13 protein-coding genes and 2 pseudogenes are annotated in these 17710 nt (G+C 70.2%); 10 read left to right on the top strand and 5 right to left on the bottom strand.

What is annotated here, in order from left to right; all coding sequences use genetic code 11:
- Together ABH940_RS25485 and ABH940_RS25480 are read right to left on the bottom strand one after the other, a co-directional pair.
- Nucleotides 1-607: pseudogene (locus ABH940_RS25485) on the bottom strand (cbb3-type cytochrome c oxidase subunit I); the annotation flags it as partial.
- Nucleotides 608-713: 106 nt separating this feature from the next.
- A complete protein-coding gene (locus tag ABH940_RS25480) occupies nt 714-2549 on the bottom strand; it encodes a glycoside hydrolase family 15 protein (protein WP_370071262.1) in 1836 nt (611 codons plus the stop codon).
- Nucleotides 2550-2936: 387 nt separating this feature from the next.
- Here ABH940_RS25480 and ABH940_RS25475 point away from each other — a divergent pair, with 387 nt between their 5' ends.
- From ABH940_RS25475 to ABH940_RS25465, 3 genes are all read left to right on the top strand, one after another.
- Nucleotides 2937-4343, top strand: a complete 1407-nt coding sequence (locus ABH940_RS25475; protein WP_370071264.1) for a chloride channel protein — start codon at nt 2937-2939, stop codon at nt 4341-4343.
- A gap of 176 nt (nt 4344-4519) precedes the next feature.
- Nucleotides 4520-5458 carry an aldose 1-epimerase family protein gene (locus ABH940_RS25470; RefSeq protein ID WP_370106250.1) on the top strand — a complete coding sequence of 313 codons (939 nt, stop codon included), beginning with the start codon at nt 4520-4522 and terminating at the stop codon, nt 5456-5458.
- Nucleotides 5459-5669: 211 nt separating this feature from the next.
- Complete coding sequence (locus tag ABH940_RS25465) at nt 5670-6032, top strand: hypothetical protein (RefSeq protein WP_370106249.1); 363 nt, start codon at nt 5670-5672, stop codon at nt 6030-6032.
- 45 nt (nt 6033-6077) lie between these two features.
- Here the strand turns inward: ABH940_RS25465 and ABH940_RS25460 are convergent, their stop codons facing one another.
- Nucleotides 6078-6332, bottom strand: a complete 255-nt coding sequence (locus ABH940_RS25460) for a hypothetical protein (RefSeq protein WP_370106248.1) — start codon at nt 6330-6332, stop codon at nt 6078-6080.
- Between the two features lie 181 nt (nt 6333-6513).
- Here ABH940_RS25460 and ABH940_RS25455 point away from each other — a divergent pair.
- The 6 genes and pseudogenes from ABH940_RS25455 to ABH940_RS25430 form a co-directional block, all read left to right on the top strand.
- Nucleotides 6514-7062, top strand: a pseudogene (locus ABH940_RS25455) (NAD(P)-dependent oxidoreductase); the annotation flags it as partial.
- Nucleotides 7063-7273: 211 nt separating this feature from the next.
- Nucleotides 7274-8080, top strand: coding sequence for an SDR family oxidoreductase (locus ABH940_RS25450; RefSeq protein WP_370071400.1), 807 nt, complete (start codon nt 7274-7276; stop codon nt 8078-8080).
- A gap of 6 nt (nt 8081-8086) precedes the next feature.
- Nucleotides 8087-9460: an NAD(P)/FAD-dependent oxidoreductase gene (locus ABH940_RS25445; protein ID WP_370106247.1), complete on the top strand. Its 1374-nt coding sequence runs from the start codon at nt 8087-8089 to the stop codon at nt 9458-9460.
- Nucleotides 9457-10968 (top strand): cytochrome ubiquinol oxidase subunit I, encoded by a 1512-nt coding sequence (locus tag ABH940_RS25440; RefSeq protein WP_370071278.1) that lies wholly within the window; start codon nt 9457-9459, stop codon nt 10966-10968. Before ABH940_RS25445 ends, ABH940_RS25440 begins: the two co-directional genes overlap by 4 nt.
- Nucleotides 10965-12011, top strand: coding sequence for a cytochrome d ubiquinol oxidase subunit II (locus ABH940_RS25435; RefSeq protein ID WP_370071280.1), 1047 nt, complete (start codon nt 10965-10967; stop codon nt 12009-12011). Before ABH940_RS25440 ends, ABH940_RS25435 begins: the two co-directional genes overlap by 4 nt.
- A 54-nt stretch (nt 12012-12065) precedes the next feature.
- The gene (locus ABH940_RS25430) at nt 12066-13838 is read left to right on the top strand and encodes a cation:proton antiporter (RefSeq protein WP_370071282.1); all 1773 of its coding nucleotides are present in this window, start codon (nt 12066-12068) and stop codon (nt 13836-13838) included.
- 39 nt (nt 13839-13877) lie between these two features.
- Here ABH940_RS25430 and ABH940_RS25425 read toward each other — a convergent pair whose 3' ends face one another.
- Both ABH940_RS25425 and ABH940_RS25420 read right to left on the bottom strand, forming a co-directional pair.
- Nucleotides 13878-15458, bottom strand: coding sequence for a GMC oxidoreductase (locus tag ABH940_RS25425; RefSeq protein WP_370071284.1), 1581 nt, complete (start codon nt 15456-15458; stop codon nt 13878-13880).
- Nucleotides 15459-15595: 137 nt separating this feature from the next.
- A complete protein-coding gene (locus ABH940_RS25420; protein WP_370071401.1) occupies nt 15596-16501 on the bottom strand; it encodes a cyclase family protein in 906 nt (301 codons plus the stop codon).
- A 221-nt stretch (nt 16502-16722) separates the two neighbouring features.
- Between ABH940_RS25420 and ABH940_RS25415 the strand changes: the two genes are divergently transcribed.
- The gene (locus ABH940_RS25415; RefSeq protein ID WP_370071286.1) at nt 16723-17685 is read left to right on the top strand and encodes a DUF389 domain-containing protein; all 963 of its coding nucleotides are present in this window, start codon (nt 16723-16725) and stop codon (nt 17683-17685) included.
- Nucleotides 17686-17710: the final 25 nt, after the last annotated feature.

The raw sequence follows: 17710 nt of genomic DNA, 5'->3' as shown, positions 1-17710 counted from the left end.
TCGCCGGGTGGTGCAGTTCGAAGGCGGGGGACTCGGAGCGGATGCGGGGCAGCGTGAGGAAGTTGTGCCGCGGCGGCGGGCAGGAGGTCGCCCACGACGCGCCCAGGATGTAGGAGCCGATGGTCGAGATCACGTTGAGGGTGGTGAAGCCGTCGGAGGGCAGGTAGGTGGCGTAGCGGCGCGGCATGCCCTCGGCGCCCAGCCAGTGCTGCACCAGGAAGGTGGTGTGGAAACCGATGAAGAGCAGCCAGAAGCAGATCTTGCCGAGGCGCTCGTCGAGCATCTTGCCGGTCATCTTGGGCCACCAGGAGTGGAAGCCCGCGAACATCGCGAAGACGACGGTGCCGAAGACCACGTAGTGGAAGTGGGGGTGGGCCCACACGGTCACGGACAGGCCGGCGATCGCGATCGTGGCCGCGACCAGCGACTGGTAACCGAACATCGGCTTGCGCGAGAAGACCGGGATCACCTCGGAGACGATGCCGAAGAACGGCAGCGCGATGATGTACACCTCTGGGTGCCCGAAGAACCAGAACAAGTGTTGCCACAGGATGGCACCACCGTTGGCCGGGTCGAAGACGTGCGCACCGAACTTGCGGTCGGCCTGGTTGGTCGGTCCTGTCCCGGACCGCGCCCAGGGCCGGGTCGAGTGGGCACACGCGATCCGCCCGGCCGGGCGGATCATGGCGAGTGGGGACACCTGCCCCGGGTCGTCACTCGCGCATCGCTTCCAGGGCCTGGTCCAGGGCCTCGTCCAGGGTGGTGGCCGCGGTGATGAGTGACAGGTGGGTGAACGCCTGCGGGAAGTTGCCGAGTTGCTCGCCGCTGGGGCCCACCTCTTCGGCGAACAGACCGACATGGTTGGCGTAGGTGTGCATCTTCTCGAAGGTGTAGCGGGCTTGGCGCAGGCGCCCTGCGCGGGCGAGTGCGTCCACGTAGAGGAAGGTGCACAGGCTGAAGGTGCCCTCGGAGCCGCGCAGGCCGTCGGGGGATGCGGCGGGGTCGTAGCGGTAGACGAGGCTGTCGGAGACCAGCGTGCGGTCCATCGCGTCCAGGGTGGAGAGCCAGGTCGGGTCGCGGGGGGCCACGAAGCCCACCCGGGGCATCAGCAGCAGCGAGGCGTCCAGGACGGGGGTCCCGTCGTAGTGCTGGACGAACGCCTTGTCCGTGTCGCTCCAGCCGCGGGTCATGACCTGTTCCAGGATGGCGTCCCGGGCCTTGGTCCAGCGCTCGGTGTCGGCGGGACGGCTGAACGCGGCTGCCATGCGCAGTCCGCGGTCGAAGGCGGTCCAGCACATCACCCGGCTGTAGGTGAAGTCCTTGCGTCCGCCGCGGGTCTCCCAGATGCCCTCATCGGGCCGGTCCCAGGAGTCGGCCAGCCAGTCCAGCGCGTCGGCGACGGTCTTCCAGCCCTTGTAGTCCGCCTGCATGCCGACCGTGCGACCCTCGGAGAGGCCGTACAGCGCCTCGCCGTAGATATCGAGTTGGAGCTGATCCGCGGCCGCGTTGCCGACCCGGACCGGGTATGAGCCGCGGTATCCCTCGAAGTGTTCGAGGATCTCCTCCGTCAGGATGGGCTCCCCGTCGACCCGGTACATGATCTGCAGGGCTTCCTTGCTGCCCTTCTCCCGTTCGGCCAGGAGCCGGTTGCGAAGCCAGTGGGTGAACGCGGTCGCCTCCTCGGTGAACCCGAGGTCGAGCAGTGACCGGATGGACAGTGAGCCGTCACGGACCCAGGTGTAGCGGTAGTCCCAGTTGCGTTCCCCGCCGACCTGTTCGGGCAGGCCCATCGTCGCGGCGGCGACCGGCGCGCCGGTGGGCGCGTAGGTGAGCAGCTTGAGGGTGATGGCGGACCGGTTGACCATGTTGGGCCAGCGGCCGCGGTAGCGGGACCCGCGTACCCAGCGCTGCCAGAAGTCGACGATGCCCCAGAGCCGCTCCTCCGTCTCGGCGAGGGTCGTGGGGGGCGGTGGGGGTCCGACGGGGCTGCAGACGGTGAGGACGACTACCGCGGTCTCGCCCTCATGGAGGGTCACGCTGCCCACGGCGTCGTTGGCGTCGCGTTCCACCGGGAAGCTCGTCTGCAGGTGGGCGGTGATCTCCGGAGCTCGGAACACGGCTCCGTCGGGGGTGAGGTCCAGGTCGTGGCTGGAACGGCCGTAGTCGAAGCGCGGACGGCATTCCAGGGTGAACCGTACCGAGCCCCGCACCGAGCGGATCGCCCGAATAAGGGTGTGCCGGTCGGTGGCGGTCCCCGAGCCCGCGGGATCCATGCAGTCGAGTACCTCTCCGACGCCGTCCGGGGACAGGAACCGAGTCACCAGGACGGCCGTGTCCGGGTAGTACAGCTGCTTGCGGGAATCGTCCGGCGCATCCGGCGCGAGCCGGAAGTAGCCGCCCTTGTCGTGGTCGAGCAAGGCCGCGAACATGCTCGGGGAGTCGAACCGCGGAGCGGCGAACCAGTCGACGACACCCTGCGAGGAGACCAGGGCTGCCGTCTGGAGATCGCCCACCAGCCCGTGGTCGGCGATCGGAGGGTAGCGGTCCATGAGCTGTCCAATCGAGAGGATCCCCCCGACCCACTATCCGACGTGCCCCGCGCCTTCGCCTCCGGTGGCCGTGCTCAGCGCGATTCGTGCGGTCGCGGAACGCCCGGATGCCGAATCAGGTTCGGGCCGTGATGATCTGTCGTGAGGGGCACCCCGAGCAGCCGTCGCGGCCGTTCAGCCGGGAGTCGAGTCCGCGCCGGGTGCCCTGATCGCCCCGGTAGTCCTCGGGCCCCACTGCGGCGTGGGCTCAGCCAGATCGGTCAGGAGTCCTGCGATGTCCCAGGAGAGCCACCGGCCCCGCCAGGCCGTGCCGTCCGATCGCCAGCGGCCGCCGGAGTTCGACATGAGCGACTCCGCCGAGACCCTGCCCGGTCCTCGGGAGTCGGTGTGACTGCCCCGAGCCCTCCGGCCGAGCCCGAGGGGAGTCCACCGGCAGCCGCCCCGGACCCGCTCAAGCTCGTCCGCAGCCGCGGATACGTGATGCTGCTCCTGATCGCCGCGGTCCTCGGCGTCCCGATCTCGGCGGCGGCATTCGGCTTCCTCGCGCTCGTCAACGAGCTCCAGTCGCTGACCTACACGGACCTGCCCAAGGCCCTGGGCTTCCACGGCACGCCGAACTGGTGGCCGGTGCCGCTGCTGGCCGTGGCCGGGCTCCTTGTCGGCCCGATCATCCGGTACCTCCCCGGCAAGGGTGGGCACGAGCCGGCCCACGGCTTCGTGGCCTCGGGCCCGACCCCGACGGCCGACCTCCCCGGTGTCGCGCTCGCCGCCGTGGCCTCGCTGAGCCTCGGGGCGGTCATCGGGCCGGAGGCCCCGCTCATCGCCATCGGCAGTGGGCTGGCCGTGGCCGCGCTCCGGCTGACCAGGAAGTCGTTCCCGAAGCAGGCGACAGCAGTTGTGGGAGCCTCCGGGAGCTTCGCCGCGATCAGCACGCTGCTCGGTTCGCCGCTGCTGGGGGCGTTCCTGCTGATGGAGATGTCCGGACTGGGCGGACCGATGCTCGGCGTCGTCCTCGTGCCCGGCCTGCTCGCCTCCGGCATCGGTGCGCTGATCTTCACCGGCTTGGGCTCGTGGACCGGTCTGGGCACCTACTCGCTGATCTTGCCGGACGTCCCTCACGCCGCCCGACCGGACGCTGCCGAGTTCGGTTGGGCACTGCTGATCGGGGTGGCGGCGGCTTTCGTCGGCGCCGGGATCCGGTGGCTGGCGCTCCGCCTGCTGAAACTGGTCGAGCCGCGACGGCTGCCGGCAACGGTGCTCGCGGGCGTCGTCGTCGGTGTGATCGCCCTCGTCTACGCGGAGTGGACCGGCCACGCGGCCTCCGGAGTCCTGTACTCGGGGCAGAGCGGACTCGGCCCCCTCCTCGAGAGCAGCGCGAAGTATTCGGCGGGCGCCCTCGCGGTACTCGTCGTCTGCAAGGCGCTCGCGTACAGCGTGTCCTTGTCCGCCTTCCGCGGCGGTCCGGTGTTCCCCTCGATGTTCGTCGGCGCGGCCGGCGGCATCTTGCTCTCCCACCTGCCCGGACTCGGCGAGACCGCCGGGCTCGCGATGGGCGTGGGGGCGATGTCCGCCTCCATGCTCAAGTTCCCGATGGTCTCCGTGCTGCTGGCCACCCTGCTGCTGGGGACGCAGGGGCTCACCGTGATGCCCCTGGTGATCGTGTCGGTCGTGGTCTCCTACGTCATCACGCTCAGGCTGACCCCGCTGGCAGCCGCCGGAGCCGCCACTCCGGAGGCTTCCCGACCTGCGGGTGGCGAGCCGTCGGGGGGCGAGGGCGGCCGCGCGATCGGGTGACTTCACCCGTGTCGGTCTTGATCCCTGCAGTGTCGACCAGAAGAGTCGCCCGGGAGCCCGCCCGGGAGCCCGCCCGGGAGCCCGCCCGGGAGCCCGCCCGGGAGCCCGCCCGGGAGCCCGCCCGGTGGCGCCGGTGGCGCGGCGCGAAGCCGTGACGGATTGCGAGGAGGCCACGTGTGACCGATTTCCTGACCGGTCGCCAGCACCGGCTCCGGCACGGCGATCAGACGGCCGTGGTCGTGGAGCTGGGTGCTGCCCTCCGCGACTACCGCGTGGCCGGGCAGCCCGTCGTCGACGGGTTCGGCGTCGACGAAGCGATCGACGGAGGACGCGGTCAGCTGCTCGTACCGTGGCCCAACCGCGTCCGGGGAGGCGCCTACCAGTGGGACGGAGAACAGCTCCAGTTGCCGCTGACCGAGGCCGAGCACGGCAACGCCATCCACGGGCTGATGCGCTGGACCTCCTGGGACGTGCAGGACGCAGCGGAGGACCACGTCACGCTGGGCGCGACCCTCTGGCCCCAGCCGGGTTACCCGTTCCTGCTCGAGCTGACGGCTGCGTACGCACTCACGTCTGACGGACTCGACGTCGCGATCACCGTGCGCAACGCCGGCTCGCGCGCCGCGCCCTACGGCGCCGGCCAGCACCCCTATCTCACGGTGGGGACGGAGCTGGTCGACGACATCGTGCTCACGGTGCCCGCCGGTCGTCGGCTCCGCACGGACGAACGGGGCATTCCCTCGGTGACCGAGTCGGTCGAGGGCACTCCCTACGACTTCCGCACCCCGCAGAACATCGCCGGCCGGCATCTCGACACCGCCTTCACCGGCCTGGAGCGTGACGCCAAGGGCGGGTCGGTGGTCCGTCTGGCCCATCCGGACGGGCTGCGCGGCGTGGACGTCCGGCTCGGCGAGGGAGCCGACTTCGTGCAGGTGTACAGCGGGGACACGCTTCCCGAGGCTGGCCGGCGCCGGTCACTGGCCGTGGAGCCGATGACCTGCCCGGCGAACGCCTTCCAGAGCGGCGACGCCCTGGTGACCCTGGCAGGCGGCGACCAGCACAGCCTGCGCTGGGGTCTCATGCCATGGGGGACCTGGGGCTCGGCGACGCCATGAGGTGACTCCGACGGGGTATCGGATTTGCCCATAAAGGCGGGCCCGTAAAGGCGGAGGTGGCGGCTGAGTGGCTGCTGGTTCAAGAACTGAGAGCGCCGTCGTCAATGCGGCCGGCTTGGTGTAGGGCATCGTCCTGGTCACGTTTCCTGCGGCGAGCACCATCTTCACCGAGAAGAGCGAGTACGGGCTTTCGAGCACCCAGTACGGCGTCATGTTCCTGCCGCAGGTCACGACGGCGATTGTTGCGTCGCTGCTCGGCTCGGGGCTGGCTCGCCGGATCACCATGAAGCGGGTCTACCTGATCGGCCTGGCTTGCAGCGCCGTTTCGATGGGATTGCTGATCGCCAGCACCGGCGTGAAGACCGACCAATCGGTCGCGTACCCACTGCTGCTCGTCGCGACGGCGTTCCTGGGCGCCGGGTTCGGCCTGACCGCCGTGGTCGCCGGGGTGATGGGGGTGCTGTCCTTCTTCGTCACATCCGCGCGGTCCCCGACCGCTTCCCCGGCCGCCGAGGAATCCGGGCCTCTCCAACCGCCGGGCCGCAACCAACTGCGGCGCCCGGACCAGCCTTGATGAGGGAGCCGAGGGCCTGGCTCCGTCGTCCGGAGTGTTGTCGTCTCAGCCGCCCTCCGCCATCACCCTCGCGATGGCCAGTGGGTCCTCGCCCAGGGCCGCCAGGCGCTCGGCGAGCCGACGGATCTGGGCGTCCTTCTCGGTCTCTTCGGCTGCGACGTTGGCAAGGGTGTCGTGGGAGCCGTGGTCGGCGCCGCTGTCGAAGACGCGCAGGACGAAGTCCGAGGCGGCCGCGTGGTCCAGATCCTCGGTGAGAGACAGCAGTTCGTTGGTGTACGTGACGGTCGGATGTTCTTCCATGAGGCCATGAGAACTCTCGACGCCCGCTGCCGCACGCCGGTGTGCGGACGCGCGGGGTGGTGCTCATTCAGAGATCGCCAGGTCCCGGCGCCCGCCGGCGGTCGGCTTCGAACCGGTTGACGGCGCTCTGCACCAGGTCGAGGTTGGCAGCGGTGTCCGCGGTCGCGTCCATGGTGAGGGCGGGTACTTTCCCTCGCTGGCGGACCGAACCGTCCTCATCCTCGGCTACGGCTCGATCGGTGAGGCCGTCGAGGACCGACTCGTCGGCTTTGAGTGCGATGTGTTGCGGGTGGCCCGATCGGCCCGGATGGCACCACGGGGACCGGTGCACGCTCTGTCGGAAATCCCGGAGCTGCTGCCGCGGTGCGACGTGGTGGTGTTGACTCTCCCGCTCACCCAGGGGACGCACCATCTCGTGGACGCCGGCTTCCTCGCCGCGATGCGGGACGGCGCCCTGCTGGTCAACGTGGCGCGCGGGGCCGTCGTCGACACCGCCGCACTGCTGGCGGAGCTGCGGCTGGGCCGACTGAGCGCGGCCCTTGACGTCACGGATCCGGAGCCGCTGCCGGCCGGGCATCCGCTGTGGCATGCCCCCCGCACCCTGATCAGTCCTCATGTGGGTGGCAACACTTCCGCGTTCCTGCCCCGCGCCCAGCGACTTGTCCGCGCCCAGGTGCAGCGTTATCTGGCGGGGGAGGAGCTCTGGAACGTCGTCGTGCCGCCCGGCTGAGGGGTTCCCCGGACGGCTGCCCCGGCCGTGCCTGCTGGTCCATTGGACGGACGAGCGATACCTCCGACGGTCCAACGAAGAGTGCGCCTGCGTGCAGTCGGCCGCTCGGGGTGGTTGCGTCGCGCGTGCAGGCTCGGTCGCTCTCGGCGCCCGGGCACACCAGCGAGGGGAGACGGCAGTGACCTCACCGGCGGACAGTGGACCGCAGCCGATGGCGCTGCCGCTGCTGCGAGGGCAGAAGGCGCTGGTGACCGGGGCGAACTCCGGTATTGGCCTGGCGACGGCGATCGGGCTGGGCCGCGCGGGGGCGGATGTGGTCGTCAACTACGTCTTCGGCAAGGAGGCAGCCGAGGACGTGGTCAGCAAGATCCAGAGCTTCGGGGTACGGGCGTTCGCGCACGAGGCGGACGTGTCCGACGAGGGCCAGGTCGTCGGCATGTTCGCGCGCATGATGGAGGAGTTCGGCACCATCGACGTGCTGGTGGCCAATGCCGGCCTGCAGCGCGACGCCGCTGTGACGGACATGACCGTGGAGCAGTGGCACAAGGTCCTGGATGTGAACCTCACCGGCCAGTTCCTGTGCGCCAGGGAGGCGGCGAAGGAGTTCCTGCGTCGGGGCGTCGTGCCCGAGGTGTCCCGTTCCGCGGGGAAGATCGTCTGCATGAGCTCGGTGCACCAGATCATCCCCTGGTCCGGGCATGTGAACTACGCCGCCTCCAAGGGCGGTGTCCTGATGCTGATGCAGACCCTCGCGCAGGAGCTCGGCCCGCACGGGATCCGGGTCAACGCCGTCGCGCCGGGTGCCATCCGCACCCCCATCAACCGCAGCGCCTGGGACACCCCCGAGGCCGAGCAGGAGCTCCTCAAGCTGATCCCCTACCGCCGGGTCGGCGACCCGGAGGACATCGCCGACGCGGTGACCGTGCTCGCGTCCGATCTGATGGACTACGTCGTCGGCACGACGATCTACGTCGACGGCGGGATGACCCTCTTCCCCGGCTTCGCCACCGGAGGCTGACGCCCGGTGGAGGATCATGTCACCCCGCGCCGGGTGGTCATCCTCGGTGGTGGCTTCGCCGGACTGTTCGCCGTCCGGGCCCTGCGCAGGGCACCCGTCGAGGTGACGTTGGTGGACCGCTGCGCGCACCACCTGTTCCAGCCGTTGCTCTACCAGTGCGCCTCCGGGATCCTGTCCAGCGGTCAGATCGCGCAGCCCCTGCGCGCCGTGCTGCGCCGTCACGAGAACGTGCGCTGTCTGCTCGCGACGGCCACGGACGTGGACGTCACCGGTCGGGTCGTGCACGCCGTGCGCCCGGACGGCAGCAGCCTCACCGTTCCCTACGACGACCTGATCGTGGGCGTCGGTGTGCAGCAGTCGTACTTCGGGCACGACGAGTTCGCCGAGCACGCCCCGGGTATGAAGACCCTGGACGACGCTCTCGGTCTGCGGCGCAGGATCTATCGTGCGTTCGAGATGGCGGAGGCGGCCGAGGATCCGCCAGAACGTGCCGCCTGGCTCACCTTCGCGCTGGTCGGGGCCGGTCCCACCGGGGTCGAGCTGGCCGGGCAGATCCGGGAGATCGCGAGCCTCACCCTGGACCGGGAGTTCACCAGCATCGACCCGAGCCAGGCGCGGGTGCTGCTCTTCGACGGCGCGGACGCGGTCCTGGCCGCGTTCGGTCCGGTCCTGGCCCGCCGCGCGGCCCGGACGCTGCGCAACCTCGGCGTCGAGATTCGCCTGGGTGCGATCGCCACCGAGGTGGACGAGCGGGGGTTGACGGTCCGCCGGCACGACGGCGGCACGGAACGCTTCGAGGCCCGCACCGTCCTGTGGACCGCCGGGGTCGAAGCCCCGCCCCTGGCTGCGGCGCTGGCCCGGGCGACCGGAGCCGAGCGGGACCGGGCGGGGCGGATCATGGTCGAACCGGACCTCACCATTGCCGGCCACCCCGAGATCCGGGTAGTCGGCGATCTCATGAGCCTGAACAAGCTGCCGGGTCTGGCCGAGGTCGCGATGCAGAGCGGCGCCTACGCGGGCCGCCGGATCCGGCACACCCTCGAGGGCCGGACCGGCAAGCCGCGCCCGTTCCGCTATCTGGACCTGGGCAGCGCGGCCTACATCTCCCGTGGCCGGGCGGTGGTGAAGATGGGCCGGTTCCACGCGTCGGGGTTGCCGGGCTGGCTGATCTGGCTGTTCATCCACATCGTCTTCCTCACCGGCTTCCGCAGCCGGTTCGGGGCACTGATCAGCTGGGCGGTGGTCTTCGCCTCCGGTTCCCGGCGTGAACGGGCTTTCACCTCATCCCGATCGCGGGGCGCGATGGCGGACGCGCCGTCCCTGTCCGGTTCCCCGGCTGATCGGACGATCACCCGGCACGATCCACCGAGGCCCGCATGAACACCCTCACGGCCCTGCTGGCCAGCGGCGGCCCCGCGCAAGAGGCGCCCGCCCGCCAGATGATGGCCTTCACCCTGGGCTACCACATCCTCCTGGTGCCCTTCGGCGTGGCACTGCCGTTCATCACCCTGGTCATGCACCACCGGGCGCTGCGCAAGAACGACCCGGTCGCGCTACTGCTTGCGCGCCGCTGGTCGGCCGTGATGGCGGTCCAGTTCGCCGTCGGCATCGTGACCGGCACCGTCCTGACGTTCGAGTTCGGCCTGCTGTGGCCGAAGATGATGGGCACCTGGGGAGACGTCTTCGGCCTGGGCTTCGGGGTCGAGGCGTGGGCGTTCTTCCTGGAGGCGGTGCTCATCGCGATCTACCTCTACGGCTGGCGCCGGCTCAAGCCGTGGACGCACTTCTGGCTCGCCGCGCCGCTGCCGTTCACCGCGCTGATGGGCGCCTTCGGCATCATCGGCGCCAACTCCTGGATGAACACCCCCCAGGGCTTCACCCTGGACTCCAGCGGCAAGCCCGTGAACGTGACCGTCCAGCAGGCGATCTTCACGCCGATGTTCGGCCCCGAGTACTGGCACTTCGTGGCCGCCATGTTCCTGACGGCGGGGTATGTCGTGGCCGGCGTCTACGCGGTGGGCTGGCTGCGCGGACGCCGCGACCGCTACCACAAGCTCGGCTTCTGCGTCCCGTTCACCCTCGCCGCCATCCTCACCCCGGTGCAGTTCTTCCTCGGCGACAACATCGCCCGGCAGATCTACCACAAGCAGCCCGAGAAGTTCGCCGCAGCCGAGATCGTCTGGAACACCGGCACCCACGTCCCCGAGTACCTCTTCGGCCGACTGCAGTCCGACGGCAGCGTCAAAGGCGGCCTGAAGATCCCCGACCTGGACTCCTTCCTCGCCGGATTCAGTGCGAAGACACAGGTCACGGGCCTGACCTCGGTCCCGGCCGACGACCGGCCCACCACGGCGGAAGCCACCCTGGTGCACTTCACCTTCGACATCATGGCCCTGATCGGCAGCGTGCTGATCCCACTCGCCCTGTGGTATGCCGTGTACTGGTGGCGGCGCCGGGACCTGCCCAGGACCCGGTGGTTCTTCCGCTGCGCCGCCCTGGCCGGCGTGGCCAGCTGGATCACCGTGGAATGCGGCTGGATCACCACCGAGGTGGGCCGCCAACCCTGGATCGTCTACCAGTACATGCGGGTCTCCGACGCGGTCACACCCACCAAGGCGAGCTCGCTGTGGACCACGTTCGCCATCATCGTCGTGGTCTACCTGCTCCTGGGCGGCGCCTTCGTGGGAGTGCTCCGGATGATGAGCCGACGCTGGCGCCGCGCCGACCTGGGCCTGGCCCGCCGAACGGACGAAGGCCCCGAGACCGACACGCCCTACGGACCCCGGCCGGAACCGGCAGCCGTCGCCCCGGGGTCCTCCGGTGCCTCCGGGTCCTCCGCGTTGCCGCCCGACCCCGGGACCGGGCCGACGAGGGGAGGCACCCAATGACCGCCGGCGTCGTGGCGTGGATCCTGCTCGTGGCGGTCGCCGCCTACGCCTGCGGCGGAGGAGTCGACTACGGTGCGGGGTTCTGGGACCTGGTCGCCGGCGGCACCCAGCGCGGAGAGCGTCCACGCTGGCTGATCGACCACGCGATGGAACCGGTCTGGGAGGTCAACAACGTCTGGCTGATCTTCGTGTTCATCCTCATGTGGACCGGCTTCCCGGTCTTCTTCGAGGCCGTCTTCAGCGCGATGTGGCTGCCGTTGGCCCTGGCCGCCGTCGGGCTGGTGCTGCGCGGCGCGGGATTCGCCCTGCGCAAGCCCACCACGCGGTTGGCCCGACGCCGGCTCTACGGTGCCGTCTTCGCGGTCTCCTCCCTGGTGACGCCGTTCTTCCTGGGAGCCGCGATCGGCGGAGTGGCATCCGGTCGGGCAGCTCCGGGCGTCACGGCCTCGGCCGAGGTGTGGGCCAACTCCAGCTCCGTCATCGCCGGCCTGCTCGCGGTCGCGGCCACCGCCTTCCTGGGTGCGGTGTTCCTCACCGCGGACGCCCGCCGCTTCGACGCACCTGACCTGGAGAAGTACTTCCGGCTGCGGTCCTGGTGCGCCCTGGTCGTCGTGGGCGTCCTGGCCCTGATCGGCCTCGGCACCACCCATAGGCACAGCTCCTACGTCTACCACGGGCTCACCCACGGACTCGGACTCCTCCTGGTGCTCCTGTCGCTGGTGGCCGCCCTGGCCACCGCAGGGCTGGTCGTCGGGAAAGCGGGTTGGGCCCGGTTCACCTCCGTCGCCGCCGTGGCCCTGGTCATCTTCGCCTGGGGCACCGCGCAGCGCCCCTACCTGGTGCCGACCTCCCTCACCGTGCAGCAGGCCGCCGGCGCGACCAGACCACTGCAGTGGCTCATCCTGGTATTCCTGATCGCGATCGTGCTCGTCGGGCCTCCGCTGTTCCTGCTCTACCGCCTCGACACCCGCGGCCTGCTCGAAGCGCAGACCGAAGCGGACGTCGAGGGCGGCTCCACCCACCCCGACACCCCGTCCACCTGATACGGCGGTTGCGGAGGGGCGCATGACGAAGCGTCGGGCATCCGGAGGCATGTGTTGACGACAAATCAGATTCTGGTGGGCCTCGGCCTGATCGTCGTGCTCGCCGTCGGCTCCCAACTGCTGGCGAGCCGGTTGCGCATCCCCGCGCTCATCGTCCTGCTGCCGGTCGGATTCACCGCCGGCGCACTGACCAGCGACGTCAACCCCGACCGCCTGTTGGGCCCGGCCTTCTCCCCGATGGTGTCGCTGGCTGTGGCAGTGATCCTCTACGATGCCGGACTCGAACTGGACCTGCGCAGACTCCAAGGACACAAGCGCCGTGTCGTGGTCCGGCTGATCTGGATCGGCACACTGGTCACCTGGGCGTCCGCCGCAGCCCTCGCCGCCCCGCTCCTGGGCATCTCATCCGGTTCGGCCGTGATGCTGGGAGCGATCCTCGTCGTTTCGGGACCGACGGTCGTGGGGCCGCTGCTCAACTTCGTGCGTCCGACCGAGCGGCTGCAGCGCATCCTGGTCTGGGAGGGCTCGCTGATCGACCCGGTCGGCGGCATCCTGGGCGCGCTTGTCTTCCACGGCGTCATCTCCAGCACCCACAAGGGTCTGGGCGCCCAGGTGGCGCAGTTCGCGGCGAGTGCGGCGGTCGGCCTGCTCGGGGGCGCGGTGGGAGCCGCCCTGCTCTGGGTGCTCTTGCGCAGTCTGAGGCTCGGTGAGGTCCTCGGGACGACGGTGCAACTCGCCGCCGCGGTGGGCGTTGCGGCGGCCTGCGACGCCATCCGTGACGACACCGGGCTGATCGCCGCGGTCGTGATGGGGATGGCGCTCGCCAACCTTCCCGGCCTGGACCTGCCGGCCCGGCGGCCGTTCTTCGAGACCCTGGTGTCGCTGATCATCGGGCTGCTGTTCATCTCCATCTCCGCCACGGTCACCCCCGCGTCCCTGCGGCATCTGCTGCTGCCCACGCTCGGCCTCGTCGCCGCGCTGGTCCTGGTGGTCCGGCCGCTTGTCGCGGCCCTCTCCACCGCCCGAAGCGATGTCCCGCGCGGGGAGCGCGCGTTCATCGGCTGGATGGCGCCGCGCGGCATCGTCGCCGCGGCCACAGCGTCGACCTTCTCGGCCACGCTGGTCACCAAGGGCGTCGGTGGCGCCGAGAAGATCCTCCCGGTGACCTTTCTGGTGATCGTCGCCACGGTCACGCTCTACGGCCTGACGGCCTTCCCCGTGGCCAGGCGCCTCGACGTGCTGCGACCGGCGCGCTCGCGTCCACTGCTGGTCGGCGGGGAGCCGTGGGCGGTCGATCTGGGGCTGGCGCTGCGTTCGGCCGGCCTGGACGTCCTGATGTGGGCCGGCAGCGACCGCCAGCGCGAGCAGATCAGCGAGGCCGGGCTGGAGCTGGCTCAGGGCGAACTGTTCGCGGCGGCCACCGGCGAGGGCGCGGAGCTGGAAGGGATCACCGGAGTCCTGCTGCTCACCGAGGAGGACGACTTCAACGCACTGGCCGCGGTGACCCTGCGGGGCAGCGTCGAGGGTCCGGTCCAGCGCCTCGGGCCCCCCACGCGCAGTCACGGCGTGGTCGCCCCGTTCACCGGCGGGGAGCCGCTCTTCGGAGCAGGGCTCACCCGACCGGAGCTGGCCCGCAGATATGAGACCGGCGCCCGGATCGTGACGCACCGGGTCGACGGTGGCGGCATCCCTGCCGGGCACGACGCGCTGTTCCTGGTGCACCCGGACGGGCGGCTCACGCCGGTCACTCAGAGCCGGCAGGCGACGCCGCAGGCCGGAGACATCGCCGTCCTTCTCAGCCCCGCCTCCGCGTCCCCGCCCGGGTAGGCGGCAGGCGCGGAGGCGGGAGCCGGGGCTGAGCCGTCGTCAGCGCAGGCGGTCGGTGATGTGGTCACCGACGCGCATGGCGTTGGCGATGGCGGTCAGCGACGGGTTCACCGCGCCGATGCTCGGGAAGAAGCTCGTGTCCACGACGTAGAGGTTGTCGAGGTCGTGGGCCTTGCAGTTGACGTCGAGGGCCGAACTGCTCGGGTCGTCGCCGAAGCGGACGGTGCCCGCCTGGTGTGCGGTGGCGCCGATGGGCATCCCCTTGTGCAGGTAGAGGCTGTGCGGCATGAGGTGGTGCGGATGCATGCCCAGATGCCCCAGCATGCCCTGCAGCTTGCGCTGCAGGTGCTTGAGCCCCTCGATGTTGTTCTTCTCGTCCAGGGCCAGGTGGATGCTCCCCTCGCCGTCCAGGGTGACCCGGTTGTCCGGCTGGGGTAGGTCCTCACCGCACAGCCAGAAGTCCACCGCGTGGTGCGCCAGCACGTCGAACGGCATGTCCGGGGAGGCCTTGCCGGCCCAGCGCGGGGCCTCACCGCGGATCTGGTCGGCGTCGGACTTGCCCAGCATCTGGATGCCGCCGAGTGGGTAGTCCCAGTCGTCCGCCCCGAGGTACCAGTCGTTCATCGCGAGGGTCTTCTGGAACTCGGTGTCGTTCGGCTCCTTCGAGACCGCCATCAGGGCGAGGTTGTTGTGCCGCATGTAGTGGCGGCCCACCACGTCCGAGCTGTTGGCCAGGCCGCGCGGGTGCCGGTCGTTCGCCGACCGAAGCAGCAGCGCGGCGGAGTTCACGGCCCCGCAGGCGACCACGACGATGTCGGCGCTGAAGTCGGCCGTGGATCCGTCGTCGAGCACGGTGACCACCTTGGTGACGACCCGTCCGGTCGCGTCGGTCTCCAGACGCTGCACGTTGGCGCCGGTGACCATCCGCACGTTGTCGTGCTCCAGGGCCGGCTCGACACAGATGACCTGCGAGTCGGCCTTGCCGCGTACCAGGCAGGGAAAGCCGTCCACCCGGTTGCAGCGGATGCAGACACTCTCATGGGTGGCCCGGCCCTGCTGGTCCTGGGTGAGGTTGACCCCGATCGGCAGGTGGAACGGGTGCAGCCCCTGCTTCTCCAGATCATCACTGAGCTGCTGGATCCGCGGCTCGTGCTCCACCGGCGGATAGGCGTACTGCGCGCTGACCGGGCCCTCGCCGGGGTCCTCGCCGTGCCGGCCGTGCACCAGGTAGAGGTGCTCGGCCTGGGTGTAGTACGGCTCCAGATCCTGGTAGTCGATGGGCCAGGCGGGTGAGATGCCGCCGTGGTGCCGCAGTTCGCCGAAGTCCTCGGGACGCAGTCGGAACAGGGCGGCGCCGTAGAACTTGGTGTTGCCGCCGACGTAGTAGTTGACCTCGGGCTGGAACTCGTTGCCGTGTTTGTCGTACCAGGCCTCAGGGGCGAGGTACTTGCCCTTGACGAAGACGGCCGTGGACTCCCAGTTGTCACGTTCCCGCGGCAGGTAGCCGCCGCGTTCCAGGATCAGGACCCGCTTGCCCGAGCCGGCGAGCCGGTGGGCGAGGGTGCCTCCGCCCGCGCCGGTTCCGATGACGATGACGTCGTAGTGCTGATCGTCGGCCATGCTGGCCTCCGTCCTCAGGTCGTCGGCCTCGCCGCGGCGCGGCCAATCCATGTCAAATCGCAAGCTATCGGGCGCTGCTCCCCTGGGCGAGTCGGGCATCGGGGCGGGGCGTTCGTTCACTCGAACGCACCGGCTCCTCAGAGAATCGCGATCGGATTGACGGGGGAGCCGGTGGCCCCCGGCAGGCGCAGCGGCGCGACGACGCACAGGAACGACCAGCGGTCCTCCTGCTCACAGACCGTCAGCAGGTCCTCGAACTGGAGGTAGTCGAGGAGGTGGACCCCGAGAGCATGGATCCCGAGGACGTGCACGGGGAAGTCGACGCCGTCCGTCGAACTGCGGGCCGTGTCGTTGTTGCTGTCACTGCCCAGCACCGCCACGCGACGCTCCGCCAGGAACTCCATGGCGGTGGGGTGGAGCCCGGCGCGGGCGGTTGCCGAGTCCCAGGGTCCGGATTCAGTGCGCCGGCGTCGGTGGCCGACGCGGACGAAGAGCAGGTCGCCCTCGCCGACCCTGACCCGCTGGGCCGTCTCTGCGGCGACGAGGTCGCCGTACGTCACATGGTCGCCCGGTTCGAGCCAGGGCACGCCACGCAGCCGTGGGATGTCGAGCAGCACGCCGCGCCCGACGATCCCGTCGTGGGCGATCTCGACGGAGAGGGCGGTGGCTCCGGTCGGCTTCAGGGTGTCCGCGGGGACACCGCCGTACAGGGTGCCGTCGTAGACCACATGGCAGAGCGCGTCCAGGTGGCTGTCGGCGTCGCCGTGCACGTTCATGCTGAAGTGGTCTGTCGCGAAGTGCAGCCCGACGGGTGCTGCCTGGTCTTCGGGCGGACTGGTGAACCGATGACCGGCGGGCTGCGGATTGTCGGGTCCGGGGTCGGTCTCCACCGGCGCGGCCAGGGTCACGGTCCGGCCGGTGCGGACCTCGGCGGCCGCTGCCCGAACCCGCTCCGGCGTGATGATGTCCAGGGCGCCACGAGCACCGCCGGAGGACTGCCCGCTCAGACGCTCGTACAGTGCCCGGAAGTCGTCCGGGCTCATCCGCCCTGCGCCCGAGGGCCCTGGCTGCGTGTGGGTGTCCATGGACTGGTCCGTTTCCCGTCAGTTCCCGGTCGTACTGCCGGCACGATCCAATATCGGACAGGAGCGGCGTTCCCGCCTGGCCTGCGGCGGAGCTTGGATTGCCGATTTCCGCGGCCGCGCTGTTACTGGAGGTGACCGCAGGGTGCGGAGAGTGCGACGACGGAACGCGGAGGTTCTGCATGGACATGATCCATGTCCGCCTTGTCAGCCCCGCGGATCTCACTGAGCGGGCGCTCGAGATCCTCGGCAGTGAGCCGAGCGTGCTCAACCTGGTCGTCCAGAGGGAAGCCGCGCGAAACCCGGACGGCGACCAGATCGTGTGCGACGTGCTGACCGGAGGGGCGAACGAGGTCCTGCGCCGCCTGCGTGTCCTGCGCTTGGACCGGCGCGGCTCAATCGTCATCGAGCCGGTGGACATGGCCTTCTCCGATCGGGCCGACGAGATCAGAGCCGGCAGACTCGGCGCGCTCGGCAACGCGCCGGTCTGGGAACAGGTCGAGGCCCGCATCCGCGCGGAGGGGACGTACGCGCCGAGCTTCTACCTCTACCTGGTCGTCGCGGGCCTGCTCGGAGCTGTGGGGATCGTCACCAACTCCCAGATCCTCATCGTCGCCGCGATGGTCGTCGGGCCCGAGTACGGGGCCATCGTGAGCATCGCGCTCGGCATCGACCAGCGCTCGCGGCCCAGGATCCGCCAAGGCCTGGCCGCGCTGCTCGTCGGCTTCCTGCTGGCCATCGTCGCCACGTTCCTGTTCAGCCTGCTGATCCGCGGATGCGGGTTCCAGTCGAAGGCGTTCAGCGTCGGACTACGCCCCGTCTCCCATTTGATCGACACGCCCGACTTCTTCTCGTTCGCGGTCGCGGCGCTGGCCGGAATCGTGGGCGTCGTCTCGCTGACGGAAGCCAGGACGAGTGCGCTGCTCGGAGTCTTCATCTCCGTCACCACCATCCCGGCGGCCGCGGACATCGGCGTCTCGACGGCATTCGGCAGCTGGAGCGAGGCTCGCGGATCGTTGGTCCAACTACTTGTCAACATCGTGGTGTTGATCGCGGTCGGCACACTCACGCTCAAGGTCCAGCGAGCCATCTGGCGCCGGGTCGGCCGACGCGACGCGGGCCTGCGCGATCACGGGGCGGCGTGAGGGGCCGCCGCGGCTGCTTCCTGTC

This window comes from Streptacidiphilus sp. BW17, assembly GCF_041262485.1.
GTDB lineage: Bacteria > Actinomycetota > Actinomycetes > Streptomycetales > Streptomycetaceae > Streptacidiphilus.
This window is presented reverse-complemented; position numbering and strand designations above follow the sequence as displayed.